This window comes from Mesorhizobium sp. M0047 (genome assembly GCF_040323315.1).
In the GTDB taxonomy this organism is placed as follows: Bacteria; Pseudomonadota; Alphaproteobacteria; order Rhizobiales; family Rhizobiaceae; genus Mesorhizobium.
Genome location: NZ_JAMYUW010000004.1, coordinates 242,661 through 264,696, shown reverse-complemented (window position 1 = coordinate 264,696; position 22,036 = coordinate 242,661). Strand labels below are relative to the sequence as shown.

At 60.7% G+C, this 22,036-nt stretch carries 19 protein-coding genes and 2 pseudogenes; 20 read left to right on the top strand and 1 reads right to left on the bottom strand.

Going from position 1 to position 22,036, the window contains the following annotated elements; all coding sequences use genetic code 11:
• From NKJ89_RS05935 to NKJ89_RS05910, 6 genes are read left to right on the top strand one after another with little or no spacing between them, the layout of a single operon-like run.
• Positions 1-786, top strand: coding sequence for an SDR family NAD(P)-dependent oxidoreductase (locus NKJ89_RS05935; RefSeq protein ID WP_352600721.1), 786 nt, complete (start codon positions 1-3; stop codon positions 784-786).
• 21 nt (positions 787-807) lie between these two features.
• Entirely contained in the window at positions 808-2,013 is a 1,206-nt protein-coding gene (locus NKJ89_RS05930) for a CaiB/BaiF CoA transferase family protein (protein ID WP_352600719.1), read from the top strand.
• 2 nt (positions 2,014-2,015) lie between these two features.
• Positions 2,016-2,798, top strand: coding sequence for an enoyl-CoA hydratase/isomerase family protein (locus NKJ89_RS05925; protein WP_352600717.1), 783 nt, complete (start codon positions 2,016-2,018; stop codon positions 2,796-2,798).
• A complete protein-coding gene (locus NKJ89_RS05920) occupies positions 2,795-2,947 on the top strand; it encodes a hypothetical protein (RefSeq protein ID WP_352600715.1) in 153 nt (50 codons plus the stop codon). Before NKJ89_RS05925 ends, NKJ89_RS05920 begins: the two co-directional genes overlap by 4 nt.
• Entirely contained in the window at positions 2,944-4,746 is a 1,803-nt protein-coding gene (locus NKJ89_RS05915; protein ID WP_352600713.1) for a CoA-transferase, read from the top strand. Before NKJ89_RS05920 ends, NKJ89_RS05915 begins: the two co-directional genes overlap by 4 nt.
• Positions 4,740-5,576 (top strand): SMP-30/gluconolactonase/LRE family protein, encoded by an 837-nt coding sequence (locus NKJ89_RS05910; protein WP_352600711.1) that lies wholly within the window; start codon positions 4,740-4,742, stop codon positions 5,574-5,576. The genes NKJ89_RS05915 and NKJ89_RS05910 overlap by 7 nt, the downstream gene beginning before the upstream one ends.
• 157 nt (positions 5,577-5,733) lie before the next feature.
• On the opposite strand, the gene NKJ89_RS05905 is transcribed toward NKJ89_RS05910, so the two are convergent.
• Positions 5,734-6,870 (bottom strand): mandelate racemase/muconate lactonizing enzyme family protein, encoded by a 1,137-nt coding sequence (locus NKJ89_RS05905; RefSeq protein ID WP_352600709.1) that lies wholly within the window; start codon positions 6,868-6,870, stop codon positions 5,734-5,736.
• Positions 6,871-6,956: 86 nt separating this feature from the next.
• Here NKJ89_RS05905 and NKJ89_RS05900 point away from each other — a divergent pair, with 86 nt between their 5' ends.
• The 14 genes and pseudogenes from NKJ89_RS05900 to NKJ89_RS05835 all read left to right on the top strand — a co-directional run bounded on the left by NKJ89_RS05900 (position 6,957) and on the right by NKJ89_RS05835 (position 22,000).
• On the top strand, positions 6,957-7,640 hold the full coding sequence (locus NKJ89_RS05900; RefSeq protein WP_352600707.1) for a GntR family transcriptional regulator: 684 nt from the start codon (positions 6,957-6,959) through the stop codon (positions 7,638-7,640).
• 131 nt (positions 7,641-7,771) lie between these two features.
• Complete coding sequence (locus NKJ89_RS05895; protein ID WP_352600705.1) at positions 7,772-9,010, top strand: ABC transporter substrate-binding protein; 1,239 nt, start codon at positions 7,772-7,774, stop codon at positions 9,008-9,010.
• 143 nt (positions 9,011-9,153) lie between these two features.
• The gene (locus tag NKJ89_RS05890) at positions 9,154-10,017 is read left to right on the top strand and encodes a carbohydrate ABC transporter permease (protein ID WP_245266357.1); all 864 of its coding nucleotides are present in this window, start codon (positions 9,154-9,156) and stop codon (positions 10,015-10,017) included.
• Positions 10,010-10,855 (top strand): carbohydrate ABC transporter permease, encoded by an 846-nt coding sequence (locus tag NKJ89_RS05885; protein ID WP_023756753.1) that lies wholly within the window; start codon positions 10,010-10,012, stop codon positions 10,853-10,855. The genes NKJ89_RS05890 and NKJ89_RS05885 overlap by 8 nt, the downstream gene beginning before the upstream one ends.
• A gap of 10 nt (positions 10,856-10,865) precedes the next feature.
• Positions 10,866-11,943 (top strand): annotated as a pseudogene (locus tag NKJ89_RS05880) (ABC transporter ATP-binding protein).
• Positions 11,944-11,948: 5 nt separating this feature from the next.
• A pseudogene (locus NKJ89_RS35705) lies at positions 11,949-12,154 on the top strand (hypothetical protein); the annotation flags it as partial.
• Positions 12,155-12,216: 62 nt separating this feature from the next.
• Entirely contained in the window at positions 12,217-13,143 is a 927-nt protein-coding gene (locus NKJ89_RS05870; RefSeq protein WP_352600703.1) for an ArsR/SmtB family transcription factor, read from the top strand.
• A gap of 183 nt (positions 13,144-13,326) precedes the next feature.
• On the top strand, positions 13,327-14,838 hold the full coding sequence (gene arfA / locus NKJ89_RS05865) for an arabinosylfuranosidase ArfA (RefSeq protein WP_352600701.1): 1,512 nt from the start codon (positions 13,327-13,329) through the stop codon (positions 14,836-14,838).
• A 48-nt stretch (positions 14,839-14,886) separates the two neighbouring features.
• A complete protein-coding gene (locus tag NKJ89_RS05860; protein WP_352600699.1) occupies positions 14,887-15,978 on the top strand; it encodes an ABC transporter ATP-binding protein in 1,092 nt (363 codons plus the stop codon).
• A 19-nt stretch (positions 15,979-15,997) separates the two neighbouring features.
• Complete coding sequence (locus NKJ89_RS05855; protein WP_502904090.1) at positions 15,998-16,915, top strand: carbohydrate ABC transporter permease; 918 nt, start codon at positions 15,998-16,000, stop codon at positions 16,913-16,915.
• Positions 16,912-17,760: a carbohydrate ABC transporter permease gene (locus tag NKJ89_RS05850; RefSeq protein ID WP_352600695.1), complete on the top strand. Its 849-nt coding sequence runs from the start codon at positions 16,912-16,914 to the stop codon at positions 17,758-17,760. The genes NKJ89_RS05855 and NKJ89_RS05850 overlap by 4 nt, the downstream gene beginning before the upstream one ends.
• 90 nt (positions 17,761-17,850) lie before the next feature.
• Positions 17,851-19,164, top strand: coding sequence for an ABC transporter substrate-binding protein (locus tag NKJ89_RS05845; protein WP_352600780.1), 1,314 nt, complete (start codon positions 17,851-17,853; stop codon positions 19,162-19,164).
• 527 nt (positions 19,165-19,691) lie between these two features.
• Positions 19,692-21,227, top strand: coding sequence for an FGGY-family carbohydrate kinase (locus NKJ89_RS05840; protein WP_352600693.1), 1,536 nt, complete (start codon positions 19,692-19,694; stop codon positions 21,225-21,227).
• Positions 21,224-22,000: a DeoR/GlpR family DNA-binding transcription regulator gene (locus tag NKJ89_RS05835; protein WP_031259448.1), complete on the top strand. Its 777-nt coding sequence runs from the start codon at positions 21,224-21,226 to the stop codon at positions 21,998-22,000. Before NKJ89_RS05840 ends, NKJ89_RS05835 begins: the two co-directional genes overlap by 4 nt.
• Positions 22,001-22,036: the final 36 nt, after the last annotated feature.

Sequence of the window (22,036 nt, the reverse complement as noted above, 5' to 3'; positions counted from 1 at the left end):
ATGGCTCGTCTGGAAGGGAAAACCGCTATCATAACCGGTGCTGCCGACGGCATCGGCCACGCGATCGCCGAAGCGATGGCACGCGAAGGCGCGCATGTTTTCCTCGGCGACATAGCCGACGGCGCGGGCGAGGAATTCGCGGCCGCACTTCGCGCCGCCGGCCGTCAGGCCGATTACGTGCATTGCGATGTCTCTCAAGAGGCCGACATCGCCGGCCTCATCGACAGCGCCGTCAAGAAGACAGGGCACCTCGATATCCTGGTCAACAATGCCGCCATCGCCATTGGCGGCATGCCGGTGCACGAGATGACCGACGAGCAATGGCACCGGCTGATCGCGGTCAACCTGACCAGCGTGTTTCGCGGCTGCAAATACGCATTGCCGCACATGATCGCGCAGAAGTCCGGCTCGATCATCAACATGGCCTCGGCGCAAGGTCATATCGGGCTGGATGGTTGGACCGCCTATGCCGGCGCCAAGGGCGCGGTGATGGCGATGACGCGGCAGATGGCGGTCGAGTTCGGCCCGGTGAACATCCGCGTCAATTCGATCTCGCCTGGCACCATCAACACGCCGATGAACGACAGGCTGATCAAGGAGATCGGCGGCAACTTGGCCAAGGCCTGGGTCAAGATGCATCCGCTCGGCCGCATAGGCCAACCCTCCGAAGTGGCCGAGGCCGCCGTCTATCTTGCCTCCGATGCCGCTGGCTTCACCACGGGCACCGATTTGCGCGTAGACGGCGGGCTGACCGCCGCACCGCGCTACGTTCCCGAACTGCTTTGAAAACACGAAACGAGCATTGAAATGAACAAGGCCCTTGAAGGCGTCCGCATCCTCGATTTCAGCCATTTGCTGCAGGGTCCGTTCGCTACGCAGCTGCTCGGCGACATGGGCGCCGACGTCATCAAGATCGAGCGTGCCGGCGCCGGCGACATGTTCCGCGGCATGACCTTCTTCGCCAAATGGGTGGGCGGCTCCGAGAGCCCGAATTTCCTCGCCTGGAACCGCAACAAGCGCTCGATTGCCCTCAACCTGAAGAGCCGCAAGGTGCACGCGATCATCATGGAGATGGCCAAGAGCGCCGACGTGGTGGTGCAGAATTTCCGCCCCGGAGTGCTGGCCAAGCTCGGCTATGGCTACGAGGACTTCAAGGCCGTCAATCCGCGCATCATCTATTGTTCGGGTTCAGGCTATGGCGAGGAAGGGCCCTATGTCGAGCGCCCCGGCCAGGACATGCTGATCCAGGGGCTCGCCGGGTTGATTGCCAACACCGGCCGCGGCGACCAGGCGCCGGTCCCGGCCGGCGCCGGGCTGGCCGACCAGATCGGCGCCATGAACATGGTCTACGGCATCCTGTCGGCACTTTATTATCGCGAGAAGACCGGCAAGGGCCAGAAGATCGAGGTCAACCTGCTGGCCGGCCTGCTGGCGCATCTCAATCAGGAATATGTCGCCGTGCTCAACCTCGGCGAGGATTTCGTGCGGCCCAATTCCGGCATCGGCCATCCCGGCATGCAGGCGCCGTTCGGCATCTACGAGACCAGGGATGGCGGCTATGTATCGATCGCCATGAGCCCATTCAAAACGCTTTACGAGGTGCTGGAGGCGCCGCAGCTTGCCGTCTATGACGATCTGAAAACCCTGTTCGACAAGCGCGACGAGGTGTTCGAGAAGGTCAATGCGGAGACGAAGAAATTCGCCACGCAGGATCTGCTGGCACGGCTGCTGGCAGCCGACATCTGGTGCGCCGAGGTGAAGGATATCCGCCGCGCGGCCGAAGACCCGCAGGTCAAGCATATGGGCATGATCACCAGCTATGATCATCCGCGCGGCGGCAAGGTGCGGGTGGTGGCACCCGCGGTCAAGATGAGCGAGACGCCCGCGACCATCGAGCGGCCGGCGCCGCTGGTCGGCCAGCATGGCCGCGAGATCCTGGCCGAGTTCGGCCTTTCCAAGGAGGAAATCGCGGCATTGGAGGCGTCCGGCGACATGACCGTGGACGCGGCCTGACAATGCGCTTCTACCGGACGCTCACAGTCGAAATCTCTGGCCGTGTCGCGGTCGTCACCTTCCGCCGCGCCGACCAGCTCAACGCCATGAACCGGATGATGCAAGGTGAGATCACCGACGCCTTCGAGGCGCTGTCCGGCGATGCGGGCGTCGGAGCGATCGTGGTGACCGGCGAAGGTCGCGGCTTCATGGCCGGCGCCGACATCAAGGAATACGCCGCGCAGACCGCCGCCGAGTTCGACACGTTCCAGACTGCCGGCATGCGCATGTACGCGGCGATCGAGAACAACCGCAAGCCGGTGATCGCGGCGGTCAACGGCTTCGCCTTGGGCGGCGGCATGGAGCTAGTGCTGTGCTGCGACATCGTGATCGCTAACCAGTTCGCGAAGCTCGGTCTGCCGGAGATCAAGCTCGGCCTGGTTCCCGGCGGTGGCGGCACGCAACGCAGCGTCGCCAAGCTCGGCCGCAACCGCGCCAATTTCCTGCTGATGACCGGTGCGATCGTGCCGGCCTCCGAATTCGTCAGTTCCGGCCTAGTCAACGAGGTCGTCGATGTCGACAGGCTGATGCCGCGCGCGCTGGAATTGGCTGAGATAATTGCCGCCGAGCCAGCCGCCGCGATCGAAGGGTTGAAGGCGCTGACGTTGCATGCCGTTTCGGGCGACCTGGCCTCAGGCCTCGCCATGGAGCGCGGCATATTGGGCGACCTCTATCGCAGCGAGATCGGCCAGCAGCGGGTCAAGGAGTTCGCCGACAGGAGCACGACAAAGAAGGCTGGACCGTGAAGACCTGCGCGCTGACCGTCCAGCGGCTAGGCACGATGCTTGCGCTGGCCGGCAATCCCATCGCCCAATCCGGCGTTGCGACGGCACTGGAATTCTCAACCGAAAAGCCGTTCGTGACCCGCTACCGCATCGAGGCGTCCGCGCTGTGAATGATCGTGCCGCAATGTCCCTGGTCAAGTCGAACCGGCCGCGCTTCACTGATATCGAAGGGCTGGCCGCGATGGTCCGACGAGGTGACTCGCTTGGCGTCGGCGGTCACCATTTCGCTCGGCTGCCGATCGCATTGCTGCGCGCGATAGCCCACTCGGGCGTCAAGGATTTGCACTACGTTTGCTGGGCGGGCGGCTTGCCGCTCGAGCTGCTGCTCGAAGCGGATGCGGTGGCGGAAATCGACCTCTGCTTCTCCAGCCTCGATATTTTCGGCCTGCCGCCGAGGTTCCGTGCCGCCGCCGAAAGCGAAGCGATACCGGTTCGCGATTGGACGGCACTGGCCATGATCCAGGCGTTGCGGGCTGCGCAGCAGAATCTGCCGTCCATGCCGTTCCAGCTTCCGGAGGGATCGGACATGCTGTCGCGTTTGCCGGGTGCGAGAGCCATGCCCGATCCGATCGCCGGAACAGATATGGGATTCATCCCGCCGCTGAGGCTCGATACGTTCGTCGTCCACGCACAGCGGGCGGATGAAAACGGCAATGTTCAGGTCATCGGCCCGCGCGCACTGGACTTCGCAATGGCGGGCGCGGCACGCAAGGTGCTGGTCACTGTCGAGGAGATCGTCCCGGTTGGGGCGCTGCGGCAGGACGGACGCCAGAGTGTGCTGACCCGCAACCAGGTTTCGGCCATAGCGCTGGCACCGGGCGGCGCCTGGCCGGCGTCCTGCCTGCCATTCTATGTCACCGACTATCAGGCGCTGTCGGAGGTATTCGCGGCACGGGAAACACCCTTGGCAGACAGTCTCCAACTACCTTCCGATGGCGTGCCGAAGCCGCTGCAAAGGGCTGCGAAGGTTCGCGCCGAAACGGCCCTCGCAATGCCGGCGCTCGCTCATGATGCGGAGAAAGCATCCATCGACGAGATCATTGCCGCCCGCATCGCCGCCGAACTCGACAATGAGAGTTTTGCCAGCGCCGGCGCTGTCTCGCCGCTGGCCAACGTCGCCTACCGGTTGGCCAAGGCAACGCATGCGCCCGACATGATCATCGCTACGATGAGTTGCGGCCATCTCGACATAGCGCCGAGCCCGATGATCCTGTCGCTGATCGAAAGCCTTGATTGCGAGACGGCGGTGACGCATGCCGGCGGCGACGACACCTACTCGACCTACTATCAGCCGGGTGCCGTGACGCATGAGATCGTTGGCGCGGCGCAGGTCGACCGGCGTGGCCGCGTCAACACCATCGCGCTGCGCAAACCGAGCGGTGGCCTGATCCGGTTGCCAGGGCAAGGCGGCATGGCCGATGTCGCCAACATGCACCGCGACTATTTGCTCTACATTCCCCGGCATTCGGTCCAGTCGCTGGTGGACGAGGTGGAGATCGTCAGTTCCGCCCGCGGGCTGCTGACACCGGCGGAGCGAGAGCCGATGGGCTATCGCACCGGCCAGGCGCTGGTGTTCACCGATCTCTGCGTCTTCCGACTCGACCGGATATCCCGGGAATTGATCGTCATCGAGACCATGCCCGGCGTCATGCAGCTGCAGATCCGCGACGCCACCGGGTTTGCGGTGACCTTCGACGCCGATTGCCGGGAGGTCCCGCTGCCTTCCAGCGATGCGCTCGCTGTTCTGCGCAATCGCATCGATCCGCTCGGCCTGCGGCGCCTCGAATTTGTCAGCGCCAAGGAGCGCGGTGCGCTGATCGCCGAGATACTCGCCGCCGACCGCGCAATGGTCGAGCTCTGCATCGCCGCACAAGAGATCGCACGTCGCAAGCTGAGGACCCCATGGTAAAGCCGTTGCTCGACATGTCCGCCGCGCGCGTCTTCTTCGACGGCATCTTCACCAACCCGCGCGTCGCGCACCCGGAGGGCGTGGCCGTCCACCGTGACGGGTCGATCTGGTGCGGCACCGAAACCGGCGACCTCCTGCGGCTTGCCGCCGACGGCGGCTCGGTTGAGCGCATGGGCGGCACGGACGGTTTTCTGCTCGGCATAGCCTTCGACAGCATGGGGAACTGCTTCGCCTGTGACCTGAAGCACGCGGCGATCTTTCGTTGGGATGCCGCGACAGCGCGCATGGAGCACTTCGCGTCGTCCGGCATCCGCGTGCCGAATTATCCCATCGTCGATGAGGCGAGGGGCTGGCTCTACGTGTCGGACAGCGTCGGCGACGACAATCGTTCCGGCATCTTCCGCTACGATCTCAAAACGGGCCAGGGCCGTCTGTGGTGCCAGGAGGCGATGTCCTTTGCCAATGGCATGGCTATGGCGCCGGAGGGGAGCGGGATTTATGTGGTGGAAAGCAATGCCTCGTGTGTCAGCCATGTGCCGATCCTTGCCGATGGTGCGGCTGGGCCGAAACAGGTCGTCATCGAGGGCGTACATAACGTCCCGGATGGTCTAGCCTTCGCTCCGGACGGCTCGCTGTTCATTTCATGCTATGAGCCCAGCCGGATCTACCGCTGGCGCAAGGACCGGGGACTCGAGACATTGATCGAGGATTCGGCCGCGACGACGCTCGCGCACCCCACCAATATCGCCTTCAAGGGTAACAAACTCTACACCGCCAATCTCGGCCGCTGGCACATTACCGAGATCGATTTGACGTTGGCCGGTCGATAAACCGACGCGCGGCATCAAATATTCATGGTGACTGTGCAAATTCGATCGGACCGTGGGGTCGCCACTACCGCGCAGTCTCCGAGGGCTGCACGGAACGACAGCAGGATTTCTGATTTTTTGACCGCCGCCCAGTCTGGCCTTCAGCTTCTCTTCTGCTTCACGGGACAAGGCGTGGATTTTCGGGCGCTGTGCCCAGTTCCGACCGGGCCAGTCGCCTCGGTCTCCTCCATTCGCCGCGTGCTTTTTCGGAAAGCACCAATCCATGGCCGGGTCGATCGGGCGCATAGACGTAGCCGTCTCGGATTTCGATGGGCTGCTCCACCAGATGATCGAAATTCTGGAACGAATATTCCAGCCATTCGACCTCGGGAAGCGCGACCGCCATATGCACGCCAACCTCCAGGAAGGTGTTGCCGATGCTGACCGGGATTCCAAGTTCCGCGGCTAGCCACCCGATGCGCATGACGTCAGTCACCTGGCCGTGGATATTCAGCATGTCGGCTGCGTGGGCTTCCAGAAGAAGCCGCTTGCCTTGAAGATCCAGATATTCGCCGCTGTTGACCTGGGTCCATGTCACGGCATGCCTGAGCGTTCTCAATCCTTCGTGGTCGTGACGCAGGATTGGATCCTCGACCCAGAGAAGATCGTGACCGGCATCGCGGATCGCGACCAATTTCACGAGCGCTTCCTTCGATGTCCACGCCTCGTTTGGATCGATCATGACTTTCGAGCCTGCCGGAACGCAGGTCCTCAACAGCTCCAGGCGCCGCAGATCGCGGTCGAAATCCGGGTGGCCGACTTTGATCTTGAAAGCGGAGTAGCCAAGCGATGCCGCGTGAGAGAACAGTGAGACAAAAGCCTCGTCGTTGAGGTGAAAATCGAGGCCGCTGGCGTAGGCTTTCACACGGCTGCGGCGACTGCCAAGCAAGACGTGAAGAGGCAGGCCGGCTTCCTTCGCCGCAAGATCCCAAAGCGCCACCTGAACCGCCTCGTGAAAGGGCAGCGAATAGGTCCGCTGGTTGCCGCCACGCGGGCGGTTCACACGGTGAACCAGCGCGATCGCCTTGTGTCCCCTGAGTATCGGCCAAACCTCGTGTTCGAAAACAGTCTCGATCTCCGTCTGATCGGGTAGAGGATTGAGGAGCGCCTGGATGAACCCCAGCCCCACCTCGCCGCTTTCCGAGACGAGTTCCAACGTGGCGACGTTGACATCGTCCACCCGAACTTGACTGTCTCCGATTACCCGGTCGCGGGCGAACTGAAATCGGGTTATACGAAAATGCGAGAGGCTCATCACAAGGGCTTTCTGATCGTTTACAACGATAAACTGATCTATCAGATTGCGTCCTTAGTATCGGACCAATGGGGGTGCCGCAAGTGGTGGGCAAAGCAAAAACCGTCTCTACCGGTCTGGGGGCAGCCATCCGTATGAGCGATATTGCCTATCAGCGTATTCTGGAGGGCCTGTTCGACAGACGCGTTCCTGCCGGGGCCTTCGTCTCGCAAAACGAGTTGTCCGCGATCGTCGACGTGCCGGTTGCCCCGCTTCGGGACGCTCTGCGCGTTCTGGAGGCGGAAGGGATTCTGATCATCCACCCGCGCTCCGGCATCCAGTTCATCAGGCCCGGCATGGAGCTTACGCGTGCCACCTACCAATTTCGCGCCATCATTGAGCGCTCTGCGATCCGCGTCTTTGCCGAACAAGGCGACGAAACCGTCATGAACGCCTTGGAAATCCGGCATTCCCGTCTGCTTAGAAGCGTGGAGCGGGATGGCCTCGGAAGGGAACAACTGGAGGCGATGGACGCGCTGGAAGGAGAGTTTCACGGCGCAATCATTGCGTCATTGCACAATCCTCTGATCGACAGCACCTACCGGCGCATGCACAATTATCTGCGCCTGCTGCGGCTCGACCGGAAGATCACCGCGCCTATCATGGTCCGGACGATCAAGGAGCACCTCGACATCCTCGAGGCTTGCAGCACCAGGAATGCGGATGCCGCCGAAGCAAAGCTGCAGTCCCATTTCCAGGCTGCGATGCAACGGAACCTGGGTCTCGTCTGACAGCCCGGTAGCCATCAGCCGTTTTGCCAGTTTGCGCGCCGGCGCGGTTGCACGGCGTGGGAAAGGATGCTACCCAAAAACTGCAACTGATCGATCAGATTGCTGATCTGATATCTGCGAGGAGGTCGCGCATGCAGTTGAACAAGAGGCAGTTTCTCATGGGTTCGGCGGCTCTTGCGGTGGCAGGGCGCGTCGGCGGTGCCCGTGCCGCGAATGCCATCAGTTACTGGCACCATTTCACCAGTCAGTCGGAAATGGCCAGCCTGATGAAGATTATCGGATCGTTTCAGGCGGCGAATGCAGATGTGGCGGTGACCCAGGAGAACATCCCGAACTCGGAATACATGGCGAAGGTCTCTTCGGCCGTGCTGACCGGTGGGCGTCCGGATACCGCCATGGTGATCGCCGAGCGCTTCGCCGATCTTACCGCGATGGAGGGGTTGATTGACCTTACCGAGCGGGTGAATGGATGGCAGGGCAAGGCCAATTTTCCCGACAATCGCTGGACCGGGCTTTCCAGCAACGGCGCTATCTATGCGGTTCCCGCCTTTGCCTTCGTCGATTGGATGTACTACCGCGCCGACTATTTCGAGGAAGCCGGATTGGCCGGGCCACCCACGAAATTCGACGAATTCCTGGGTGCCTGCCGCAAGCTCACCGATCCGTCGAAGGGCAGGTATGCATTCGGCATGCGCGCCGGCGCCGGCGGTTTCAAATACGTCATCGATGTCATGGAGGCGTTTGGCTCGCCGATCGTCAAGGATGGACAGCCAGCCATCGACAGGGCGGCGGCGGTCGAGGCGATAACGTTCTATTCCGATCTCTTCCTGAAGGAAAAGGTTGTGCCGCCGAGCGCGCCCAATGACAGCTACCGCCAGATCATGGAGGGCTTCCGCACCGGGCAGACGGCGATGGTGTGGCACCATACCGGTTCGCTGAATGAAATCTCGGCTGCGATGAAGCAGGGCAAGCAGTTCTCGACCGCACCGATGCCGGCCGGTCCGAAGGCGCATGTCGCTCGCGTCGCCTACGCCGGCAACGGTATCATGAAGGAAGACAATATCGAGGCCGCCTGGCAGTGGGTGAGTTTCTGGGGCCAGACCGATGCTGCGCTGACCTTGCTCGAGGGCACGGGATATTTCCCGGCCTCCGCCGCTGCCCTGCAGGATCAGCGTATCACCGGCAATCCAATCTATAACGCGGCTGTCGAAACGCTGAAGTTCGGACGCCTGCCGAACAATTTCGTTGGAGTGGCGGGTTGGTCCGAGAATGTCGTCAATCCCGCTTTCCAATCGGTGCTCACGGGTCAATCGACGCCGGAACAGGCTGTGGACCGGATGATCCAAGGCCTCGAAGCGGCCCTTCGCTGATATCCCGGCACGGCTGCTCCGACGTGTAGTCGTGCTTTGAACGCAACGGGACGGTGCTTTCGCTCCGGAGATACATGACGTCAAGCTCAAGCAGATATCTGCCTTTGCGGGCCCTCGGCGAACTGTCCGAGACCCGATATTGGATGTATTTGCTGCTCCTCCCCAGCCTCGTCATGATCCTTCTGGTGATCGCCTATCCGACGCTTTACGGCATGGCCATCAGTTTTCGCGACATGCGTCTCACGCGTCCCGGGCTGGATGGCTGGGTCGGCTTCAAACACTATGCCGGAATGTGGTCCGACCCGGTCTTCTGGATCGCACTGAAGAATACGGTCGTGTGGGTCACTGCCGCCATCGTGCTGGAACTGGCGCTTGGCCTTCTCGCCGCGACAGCCCTCAACAGGGATCTGCCGGGCACGAAGATCTTCGCCGTGCTTATCCTGCTTCCCTATTTCCTCCCCAACGTCGTTGCGGGCCATATGTGGGCCTTGCTGCTCGATCCGCGGCTTGGCGTCATCAACGACCTTCTTGTCCGCGTGGGCGTGCTGGAGACCTACAAGGCCTGGTTCGCGGATCCCAATACCGCCCTGGCGGCGACCGTCCTCGTCGAGGCCTGGCATGGTTTTCCATTCTTCGCCTTGCTGCTGCTGGCGGGCCTGAAGAGTATTCCCGAAGATCTCTATAGGGCAGCGGCAGTGGACGGCGCGGGCGTCTCGGCGCAGCTCAGGCTGATCACCTTGCCCATGCTCAAGACCGTCATCGCGGCGGCAGTCATCCTGCGCGTCATTGGTCTGGTCAATTCGCCCGATCTGCTCCTCATTCTCACCGGTGGCGGACCGGGAGATGCCACGCAGGTCCTGTCGCTCTATGCCTTCCAGACAGCCTACAAGGAATTCAATTTCGGCTACGCGTCGGCGCTGTCGGTGGTGATGTTTGTGATCCTGATGATCTTCGCGGCGGCATACATCCGCCTGTCCAGGATTACCAAGGGAGAGGGCGATGATTGAAAGCAAGCGCCGCCGGCGCACAGTTGCGAACATCGCCACCTACTTCGTCCTCGCGGGCCTGTCGATGTTCTGCATCGGTCCGATGATCTGGATGTTGCTGACATCGCTCAAATATGAGGCCGACATTGTCACCCAGACGATGCAGTACATACCGAGGCGCGTTACCTTCGACAATTATGTGGCGATCTGGACGCAGTCCGGTTTCCCGCGCCTGATAGGCAATAGCATCACCGTCACTTTCCTGACGGTGACGATCTGCGTCGCCACGGGCACGCTTGCGGCCTATGCATTTTCCCGCTTCGCGTTTCGGGGCCGAACTCAGCTCATGCTCGGCTATCTTGTCGTTCGCATGTTTCCTGCAGTCATGATGATCATTCCCCTCTATGTCGTCATGCGCGGCGTTGGTCTTGTAGACAGCCGTTTCGGCCTTGCGCTTGCCTATACGAGTTTCCTGCTGCCGCTGTTCGTGTGGATGCTCAAAGGTTTCTTCGATTCCGCACCCAGGGAACTCGAGAGCGCGGCACGCATCGATGGTTCGACCAGGCTTGGTGCCATGGTGCGCATCGTCATGCCGCTCGCGCGCAACGGCCTGGTCGCAAGTTCGGTGTTCATTGCCATCGCTGCGTGGAATGAGTTCCTGTTCGCTTTGATGCTGACGACGGGGCAGGGATCCCGTACCTGGCCCGTAGGCCTGCAGCTGATGGTCGGCGAGTTCCAGCTTCCATGGGGCGTCCTGGCGGCGGGCGGCATTCTCAGCATCCTGCCTGTCGTCGTTCTCTTCGCCATTGTCCAGCGAACCATGGTTCAGGGGCTCACTGCGGGCGCCATCAAGGGTTAGGAGTATTCGCATGGCGACACTTTCCATCAAGGACGTGCGCAAGTCCTATGGCTCCGTGCAGGTCCTTCACGGGGTCGACATCGAGCTTGAGGACGGAGGCTTTCTGGTTCTGCTCGGGCCGTCCGGATGTGGCAAGTCGACCTTGCTCAACATGATTGCCGGCCTCGACGACACGTCCGGCGGCGACATCCTGATCGGCGGACGCTCCGTCGTCGACCTTGCACCCAAGGACCGCAATATCGCGATGGTGTTCCAGTCCTATGCGCTCTACCCGACAATGTCGGTAGCGAGAAATATCGGCTTCGGACTGGAAATGCGGGGCGTGGACGCAGACCAGCGTAAGCGTGCAGTCGACGACGCGGCACGACTGCTGCAGATTTCACACCTGCTCGACCGGCGCCCCGCCAACCTTTCGGGAGGACAGCGGCAGCGCGCTGCAATGGGGCGGGCGATCGTGCGCGACCCCGAGCTGTTCCTGTTCGACGAGCCGCTGTCCAATCTCGACGAAGCTTCGTGTGGAAATGCGCACAGAGATCAAGCGCCTGCACGAGCGTCTCGGCACGAGCATCGTCTATGTGACGCACGATCAGATCGAGGCAATGACGTTGGGCACCAAGGTGGCGGTGATGAAGGGAGGCCATATCCAGCAACTGGCCGATCCTCGCACCATCTATGAACGGCCCGCCAACATCTTCGTCGCAAGTTTCATCGGATCGCCGGCAATGAATTTCCTTCCTGGACGACTGGCCTCGAGCCCGAGCGGCGTGCGTTTCGCAGCGACCGGCGTGTCGGTCGCAATGCCGGCCGGCAAGCGACAGGTCGATTTCGACCGCCCGGTGATCCTGGGCGTAAGGCCTGAAGAACTAAAGGCAGTTGCTCGCGATGAAGCTTCGGTCTCGGGGGTCATCGATGTGGTGGAACCGACCGGCCCTGAAACCATGGTGACGGTGCAGGTTGGCGATCAGTCGATCATCGCACGCTTGCCACCGAGGTTTGCAGGCCGGCGAAAAGAGCCAATATTCCTTGCCGTCGATCCGGCGAGCGTCAACCTGTTCGACCCCGGCAGCGAGCAGCGCATCGATATTTAGGGCGTGCCACTCCGAACATTCCGCTCAAATCCAACCGGAAGTGGACTGCCACAAACGCAACCGCCTCCAGCGGCTCTTCTCGAAGATCAAGCACTTCCGCCGCGTCGCGCTTCGCTGTGACACATGGGTCCTTTTCGCCTCGATACGGCTATGGCTCCGCCCTGTGGATCTACGGCCCGAAGTGACATGGAGCCGGCAACGCATTGATTAAATCAATTATCCCGATATACAAGGTGATTTCGGATATAGATTTCGCACAGGGCTGGCACATCCATGAGTCGCAATTTTCTTGTGATCGAACCTGAGGAGGGCATTGCCGTCCTCAGGGGGCTGGCCTCTTTGGCACGCATCTCCATGCTGAAATTGCTGCATGAGAAGGGGCCGATGAATGTCAATGACATCGCCGCCGTGCTGTCGCTGCCGCAATCGACGGTCTCGACCAATATCCAGGTGCTCGAGGATGCTGGCCTGATCCGCACGGAGAACCAGAAGGCGAAGAAGGGCAGCCAGAAAATCTGCTATCCGACCGCCGAGGAAGTGCTCGTGGTCTTCAAGAGCGAGTATCGTTCGGTCAAGAACGATGCGATCGAAGTGTCGATGCCGATTGGGCTTTACACCGGTTTCGAGGTCACGGCGCCCTGCGGCCTCTGTTCGCCGGATGGGATCATCGGTCTGCTCGACGTGCCCAACACTTTTCTCGATCCGGACCGCATGAAAGCCGGATTGCTGTGGTTCACGCGCGGCTTTGTAGAATACCAGTTCCCCAACAATGCCAAGCTCGCCAATGCCGAGATTACGGAGCTGGAAGTGGTGGTGGAGCTGTCCTCGGAAGTGCCTGGCACCAGCGCCGATTGGCCCTCGGACATCACGCTTACGATCAATGGCATCGATGTCGGAACGTGGACCTCACCTGGCGATTTCGGCGACAAGCGCGGCGTCTTCACGCCCTCCTGGTGGAAGCTCAAGGGCTCACAATATGGCAAGCTGAAGAACTGGCGAATTTCCGCTGACGGCACCTATGTCGACGGTGTCAGGATTTCTGAAACCAGCCTCGCTGTCCTCGACCTCAAGAGCCATCATTCGATCCGCATCCGTATCGGCGTCAAGGACGACGCCGAGCGTCCCGGCGGGATCAATATTTTCGGCAAGGGATTTGGAAATTACGATCAGGACATCCTGCTCAGAATCAAAACCAGTTGATATCATCAAATCGGGTTTCAAAGATAGTGCAGCAATTTCAGCCTCTTGCCTCAATTAACGATCGAAGCCGCCGTTCTTTTGTCAGACATTTGGATGTTTTTGACTTGACGAATGAGCGTTGCTTCCCTTTGATATCGAATAAGGTGATTTAAATCATCATTTGTGATATCGTGGGAGGAATGCATGAAGGCAGCCGTAACGGCGCATCCGCGCTATGTTGTCTCGGAAATCGATCCGCGGCTGTATGGATCCTTTATCGAGCATCTGGGGCGGGCAGTTTACACCGGCATCTATGAGCCGGACCACCCGACGGCGGATGCCAATGGCATGCGTCAAGACGTTATCGATCTGGTCAGGGAACTCAACGTTCCGATCGTCCGCTATCCCGGCGGCAATTTCGTTTCAGCCTACAATTGGGAAGACGGCGTCGGCCCCAAGGAAGAGCGCCCGGTGCGCCTCGACCTCGCCTGGCACACGTCGGAAAGCAACGAAGTCGGCCTGCATGAATTTGCCGACTGGTGCGCATCCGCCAACACCGAGATGATGCTTGCCGTCAATCTCGGTTCGCGTGGCCTCGACGAAGCCCGCAACTTTCTCGAATACACCAATCATCCAGGCGGAAGTGAGTGGAGCGACAAGCGTATCGCCAACGGCCGCAAGGAGCCCTTCGACGTCAAGCTGTGGTGCCTCGGCAACGAAATGGATGGCCCCTGGCAGATCGGCCACAAGACCGCCGACGAATATGGCCGCTTGGCCCATGAGACCGCCAAGGCGATGCGCGCCTTCTCCAAGTCGCTCGAACTGGTGGTCTGCGGCTCTTCTAATGCCAAGATGCCGACCTATCCCGAATGGGAAGCGACCGTGCTCGACCACACCTACAACGAGGTCGACTACATCTCGCTGCATATGTATTTCGACAACCAAGCCAATGACGCGCCGAACTATCTCGCAATGAGCGAGAAGCTCGACGACTACATCGTCTCGGTCGCCGGCGTCATCGACTATATCAAGGCCAAGAAGCGCTCAGCCAAGCAGGTCTACATCTCGTTCGACGAATGGAACGTCTGGTACCATTCCAAGGAGCAGGACAAGAAGATTCTTGGCGGCAATGACGGCTGGCCCTTTGCGCCGCCGCTGCTCGAGGACATCTACAATTTCGAGGACGTGCTGCAGGTCGGCTTGATCCTCAACACCTTCATCCGTCGTTCCGATGTGGTCAAGATCGCCTGCCTGGCGCAACTGGTGAACGTCATCGCACCGATCATGACCGTTCCCAACGGCCCGGCATGGCGCCAGACGATATTCTATCCCTATCTCTATGCTTCGATCTACGGCCGCGGCAATGCGCTGGACCTCAAGGTGGACAGCCCGACCTACAAATCCGCCGTCGCGGGCGACGTTTCCTATGTCGACGTGGCCGGCGTGCACGACACGAAAACCGGTCATGTCACCTTCTTCGCCGTCAACCGCCATTTGAGCGAGGCGATCGAAACCGTGATCGACATCACTGGTTTCGGCGCGGCTGATATCGTTGATCACCAAATGATGACGCACGCCGATCTCAAAGCCGTCAATTCAGCCGGGAATCCCGGCAATGTCGGCCCCAGGAAGGGAGTGGGCGCCTCGGTAGCTGGCGGCAGATTGAGCCTGTCGTTGCCGGCCTATTCCTACCAGATGATACGCCTGAAGCTCTGACCTCGGGCGTGTTGTCGGAAAGTGCATGCGCTGAGGAGGAGCGTCGACGTGACGGCCGATATCGAAATCAGGAATGTGAACAAGCACTTCGGTGCCATGTCGGTGCTGGAGGATCTGTCGCTCTCCATCAAGGCACGCGAATTCATCGTGTTTCTCGGTCCATCCGGATGCGGGAAATCGACGCTTTTGCGCATGATCGCAGGCCTCGAAACTGTCGATAGCGGCGAGATCGCCATCAACAAAGAACGTATCGATCATCTGCCGCCGGGCAAGCGCGGCATTGCCATGGTGTTCCAGTCCTATGCGCTTTATCCGCATATGACGGTACGCGACAACATGGCCTTCGGGCTTGAGAATATCGGCATGTCGCGCGAGGTCATTGACGCGCGGATCAACGAAGCCGCCCGCATCCTCGAAATGCCGCATTTGCTCGAGCGCAAACCGGGCCAGCTCTCGGGCGGCCAGCGCCAGCGTGTCGCCATCGGCCGTGCGATCGTGAAGGAGCCGAAGGCCTTCCTGTTCGACGAGCCGCTCTCAAATCTGGATGCGGCCCTGCGAACCCGCACCCGCCTCGAACTTGCCCAGCTTCACCAGCGCCTGCAATCGACGATGATCTTCGTCACCCACGATCAGGTCGAGGCCATGACGCTCGCCGACCGCATCGTCGTCATGAACAACCGCAGGATCGAGCAGATCGGCTCTCCCATGGAAATCTACGAGCGCCCCGCGACCAAATTCGTCGCCGGCTTCGTCGGTGCCCCGGCGATGAACTTTATCGATGCGACACTGGACAGATCGAGTGGCAACGCCACGGCCAAGTTTTCGGACGGTATATCGGTTCGGACCGCGATTTCTTCCGACCTGTTGGCCGATGACAAGTATAGCTTCGGCATCCGTTCGGAAGATGTCCGCATCGTTCCTCCGGGACAGGGCAATGCCGATGGCGTGGTCGATGTGCTCGAGCGGCTCGGCGAGCGCACCTTGATCTACATTCGTCTTGGCGATGGCCAGCAGATCGTCGGCTCCGATGTCGGCAACAGCCGGGTCGCGGTCGGCCACAAGGTAGGGCTCGCCTTCGACGGCCAGAAGTCGCATCTGTTCAGCGCGGCCGGCCGCGCCTGGCACGCGAGGGAGGCTTGATATGGCCGACCGGCTGACGATGCCGCAGACCGCAATAGCAGCCGTGAGCGTCAGGGCTCCGAGCGTCGATATCTATGCGCCGCAATGGCGAAACTTCGTTTTCGTAGCGCCGTTCCTGTTCTTCTTCACGACGCTGCTCATCTTTCCGCTCCTCTGGGGGATGTGGCTGAGCTTCCACAAAGCCGACACGTTCTCGTCCGGAAATTTTGTCGGTCTCGGCAATTATGTCAGGCTGTTTCACGACAAGGTCTTCCTGCAATCGGTCTGGAACACCTTCTACTTCGTGCTTCTGACAGTGCCGACGCTGGCGCTGATCGGCCTTTTTCTCGCGCTTTGCCTCAACCGCCGCACGCGCACTGCCGCTGTGTTGCGGACCTTGTTCTTTTCTTCCTCGGTTCTGTCGGTCACAATCGTCACACTGATATGGCGCATCGTGTTCATTCCGAATGTCGGCCTGCTGTCGACGATCTACGGATGGTTCGGCGCAACCGCCCCGGCTTTCATTTCCGACCCCAGCCTCGCCATGATCGGTATCGCCATTGCCACCGTCTGGTGGTGCATCGGCTTGCCGATGATGCTGTTTCTCTCGGCGCTGCAGCAGATCCCGCAGGATGTTTACGAGGCGGCAGCCCTGGACAATGCCAATCGCTGGCAGACGCTGCGCTCGATCACGCTGCCGTCGATCAAACGCACTTTCATCCTGGTGATCATTATCCAGATCGTGCTGCAATTTCAGCTGTTCGGCCAGGCATGGCTGATGACGCGCGGCGGCCCGAACAACCTCACCAAGCCGATCGTGCTCTACATCTATGACACCGCATTCCGTCGTTGGGATCTGGGCATGGGCGCCGCGGCATCGGAGATACTGTTCATTCTGATCCTGATCGCGGCCATGGCCCAGTACCTCGTCGCACGCAACAAGGCGGATCAGGCATGAGCGCGCCAGCCATTTCCATCAAGGGACGCGCATTTGGCGACCGCGTGTTGCTGGCCCTCGTCATCCTGCTTTCGATCGCCATGATCGCGCCGGTTCTGTGGGTCATCGGCCTGTCGCTCAAGGACAATGCCGAGTTGATGGCCGATCCGAATTCGGTTTTTCGCGTACCCTACACGCTCAGGAACTACATCAACACCATCGGCACCTCATCGGTATTTCTCTGGGTGCTCAACAGCATCATCGTCTCGGGCGGGCTGACACTCGGTACCCTGGTCCTGTCGTCGCTCGCCGGCTATGGGTTTGCACGTCTGAACTTCCCCGGCAAAAACATCCTGTTCGTGATCGTGCTCTTCGGTCTGGCGGTGCCGGAACAGGCCGTGCTCGTCGCCCGCCACCAGATCTTCAGCATACTGAAGTTCCACAACACCTATCACGGGCTCATTCTCCCCGGCCTGTCGGCTTCGTTCGGCGTCTTCCTGATGACCCAATATTTCAAGGCCATCCCGAAGGAGCTGGACGAAGCCGCCATGCTGGACAATGCCAGCCGGTTCCGGACCTTCTGGAAGGTGCTGCTGCCGCTCACCGTGCCCGCGCAGGCAACGCTCGGCATCTTCACCTTCCTCGGTGCCTGGAACGACTATTTGTGGCCGCTGATCTCGGCAACCAGGAAGGACATGTACACGCTGACCGTCGGCATGGCTTCGACACAGACGAATTTCGCCCAGTCCGAAGGCATCGGCTTCCTGATGGCGCAGGCGGTGTTCGCCGGCGCGCCGATCCTGATCGTCTACCTCTTTTTCCAGAAATACATCGTCACCGCCGTCTCTGGCGCCGCGGTCCGATAACGAAAACTGCAGGGTGCGCCGCAGCGATGGAAAGCATGACGCCAATCCAGTGTGGAGTGGCGGAACTCAGTAGGAGGAACTGACATGAGAATGAAGAAAATGCTGTTTGCCGCGGTCTCCGCGGGGGTAATGATGCTCGCCAGCCCAGGCTTTGCAGCAACGGAGCTGACGGTACAGCGCTTTTTCGGTGCCTGCGATGCCGATTTCGGCACCAACACCGATGTCACCAAAGCTGTTGGTGAATGCGGCATCATCACCTCGCTGATCAACAAGTTCAACGCCGACAACCCCGACGTCCATGTCAGCGTCAGCACCGTGGAATGGCCGGGCTATGACCAGTTGACCGCGCAATTCGCTTCGGGCGATGCCCCGGACATCGTCACCATCCATGAATCCGCACTGTCGGACTACCAGTCGAAGGGGCTGTTGATGCCGCTCGACGATCTCTTGAAGTCCGTCGGCGTCACACCTGAAGCCTTCACGGATGCAGCGCGCAACGGCGCCACCAAAGACGGCAAGATCTACGGCCTGCCGATCGACAGCTGGACGATGCTCTATCACATCAACATGGATCTCTTCAAACAGGCCGGGCTCGTCAATGCCGACGGCACGCCGATGCTTCCGAAGTCGCCCGAGGAATTGCTCGCCCAGGCCGAACAGTTCAAGCAGAAGACCGGCAAGCCCTACTTCGTTCAGAACCTGGCTAATGAGACGGCACTCTACACGCGCAATCTCTACACCTATCTCTTTCAACAGGATTCCGACTTCTTTGCCGATCCGAAGCATGTGAAGCTGAATACACCGGAAGCCAAGAAGGTCATCGAGATGTACAAGGCGATCTTCGACAAGGGCTACACCACCAAGGATCTCGACTACGGCGGCGCGATCAACGCTTTTCTTGCCGGTGACGGTGGCGTTCAGCTCAACGGCACATGGGTCGTCGGCGACAACAATGCCCAGTCCCAAACCAAGGGCACGGCGCTCAACAAAGGCGGCTACGCTGTGTACCCATATCCGCAGCTTTTTGGCGGTGCCCATGCGCAATATGCCGATGGCCACACCTGGGCAGTCTCGCAGAAGGACCGCACGCCTGAACAGACCGCGGCCATCGGCAAGTTCCTGAAGTTCTTCGCCGACAACGACTTCGAATGGTCGCGCACCGGCCACCTGCCGGCATACAAGGCCATCATCACCTCGGACGCCTTCAAGGCGCTGCCGCATCGCAACACGATCGCCGCTGTCGCCGATCTCGGCAGGCCGCTGCCGTCAGCCGTGCAGCGTCAGTTTGCGATCCAGGACATTGTCGGCGAAGAGATGAGCGCCGCAATCACTGGCCAGAAAGACGTCGATGCCGCCCTTGCCGACATGGAAAGCCGCGTCAACGAGTTGCTCGCCAACATCTGACCACAGCTTTTCCCGAGAACGCTCCCAACGCCCCGCGACTGGAAACAGTCGCGGGGTTCTTTGCCAAATGGAAGCGGGTGCATCCGATCCAGACAGCCATACCGATGCAGTTTGACTCTCATTGCGGATGGTCCCCCTCGATGTAATTTGGATGTTTCTCGGATGGGGAAGGTGCCTGCTGTCGCGACGGTTTTCGCTCTGTTGCAGTTGCCATGCTCCGGCTTTGCGGATTAATCGATGGTGGTCGCCGGCCGATTTAACGTTCCGGGTGGGATTTTCTAGCGCCAAAAAAGCTAATTAAATCAGAACGCTATAAGCGTTGAGGCTCAAATTTGACATGTGCTTCAAAAGCGTTGTCGCATAGATTGACGTTAAGTTAACATCGCGGTATGGTTCGTTAATCCGTTGGATGCCATCGCTTTTGTATCACCGTTGCTCGTCGATCGCCGCTATGTCTGTCACCCTTGCCCCAGCCTGCAGGATAAGCTTGCAGTGCGCATTGCCAGTCGCTGAAAGAGGCGGTGACCGTGCCCAGTTTGCTCGGAATCGATAACGGTCTCACGGTTACCAAGGCGGTGATCTTCGATACCGATGGCACTCAGTTGTCCGTGGCGCGTCGGCGGGTGCCGCAATCGATGCCCCATGCGCGCTGGGTGGAGCGCGACATGGCCGGCCTCTGGCAGGCCACCGCCGACGCAATCAAGGAGGCGATCGCCCTCTGTGGCCGCCCGGCAGACGATATCAGGGCGGTGGCGGCGACCGCGCATGGCGACGGTCTCTACCTGCTCGACCAGGATCGTCGGCCGCTGGGACCTGGAATCCTGTCGCTCGACAGCCGCGCCGGCGAGATTGTAGAACAATGGTCGGCGGACGGGGTCTTCGAAGATGCGTTGGCGCGCACCGGCCAGGTGCCGCACGTCTCGGCGCCATCGGCGCTGCTAGCCTGGATCAGGAAGAACGAGCCAGACCGCTACGGGCGCATCTGGCATATACTGGCCTGCAAGGACTGGCTGCGCTTTTGCCTGTCGGGCACGATCGGCACCGACCGTACCGAGGCCAGCACCTCATTCACGGATGTCCGCACGCAAGCCTTCGCGCCGGAAGCGATGCGCATCTTCGGACTGGACGGTCTTTTCGACGCGCTGCCGCCGATGGCGCATTCGGCTGACATAGTCGGCCACGTCACTGCTGAGGCCGCCGAAGTGACTGGCCTTCGCAAGGGGACACCCGTCGCGTGCGGCCTGCACGACGTGACCGCCTCCGCCCTCGGCATGGGCGGCCATGAGGAGGGCGTGCTCGCCATCGTCGCCGGGACCTATTCCATCAACGAAGTCGTCTCTTCGGAACCGCGCGTCGACCCGCGCTGGTTCTGCCGCAACGCCATCGACGCGGGCCGTTGGAACAATATGGCGATCTCGCCGGCCTCGACCGCAAATTATGACTGGTTTCTCGACACGTTTTGCCGTTCGGAGCAGGAAAAGGCATCGGTCGATGGCGGCTCGATCCATGAGTTGCTGGCAGCAGAGATCGACGTGGCGCTGAAGAAGCGGTCGACCATCCTGTTTCACCCCTATCTGTTCGGCTCCCCGTTTGGCGATGTCGCCAGTGGCAGCTTTGTCGGCCTTCACGGCTGGCACGATCGCGGCGATATGCTCAAGGCGGTTCTGGAGGGCATTGCTTTCAATCATCGCACCCATGTCGAAGCCTTGCGCGAGGGCTTTCCTATCAGCGAGATCCGCCTAACCGGCGGCGGTTCGCGCAATCCGGCTTTTGTCCAGATGTTTGCCGATGTGCTGAACGCCCCGGTCACCATCACCTCGACTGACGAGGCCGCGGCCTTTGGCGCTGCCCTTTGCGCGGGTGCCGCGGTCGGCATATTCGCGACGCCGCAACAAGGTGCCACGCAGGCCGGCATGACGGCGCGCCAATACGAGCCAGTGCCGGCCTCAAGTGCTGTGTTCAACGAGCGCTTTTCCCTCTATGGCCGCATAGCCGGTGCGCTCGAACCGCATTGGTCCGAGATCGAGAAGCTGGCGCGGCCAGACACTGGGGGAACCGCATGATCAAGGCCGACGAACGACGCGAAGAGATCGCCGACTATGTGATCAAGCTCGGCCAGGTGCGCATCGACGATCTGGTCGAGCATTTCGGCGTATCGCGCATGACCATCCACCGGCACATCGACCGGCTGGCCCAGCAGGGCGTATTGCGCAAGCTGCATGGTGCGGTGACGGTTCAGCCGTCCGGCCTCTACGAAAGCGCCTTCCGCTATCGGGTGACGGTCAATCGGGCTGAAAAGGATGCGCTGGCGCGGGCGGCACTGGATTATGTCGAAGCCGGCCAGGTGGTGATGCTGGACGATTCCTCGACGGCAAACGCCGTCGCCACGCTGCTGCTCGACGTCAAGCCGCTGACCGTCATCACCAATTCGGTGGCGACGGCGTCGCTGCTGACCAATGTCGACGACATCGACTTCATCTGTCTCGGCGGCCAGTACCACGTCACCTACAATGCCTATATCGGCATCGTCTGCGAGAACGCCGTGGCGCAATTGCGCGCCAATGTGCTGATCTGTTCGGCTTCGGCCATCACCGGAACCACCGCCTTCATCCAGGATCCCAATGTCGTGCGGGTCAAGCAGGCGATGATGGCCGCATCGGTCAAGCGCATCCTTCTGGTCGATCACGCAAAGTTCGACAGGATCGCGCTGCACGTCTTCGACGACCTGACCAGCTTCGACGTCGTGCTGGCGACCGAAGGCTTGGGCGATGCGCGGGCGCAAGCCCTCGAACGGGCCGGCGTCAAGCTGCGCATCGTCAAGACGAAAGCGCCATGAACCCAACGGAAGCAGCACGTACGGGAAACCCCGCAG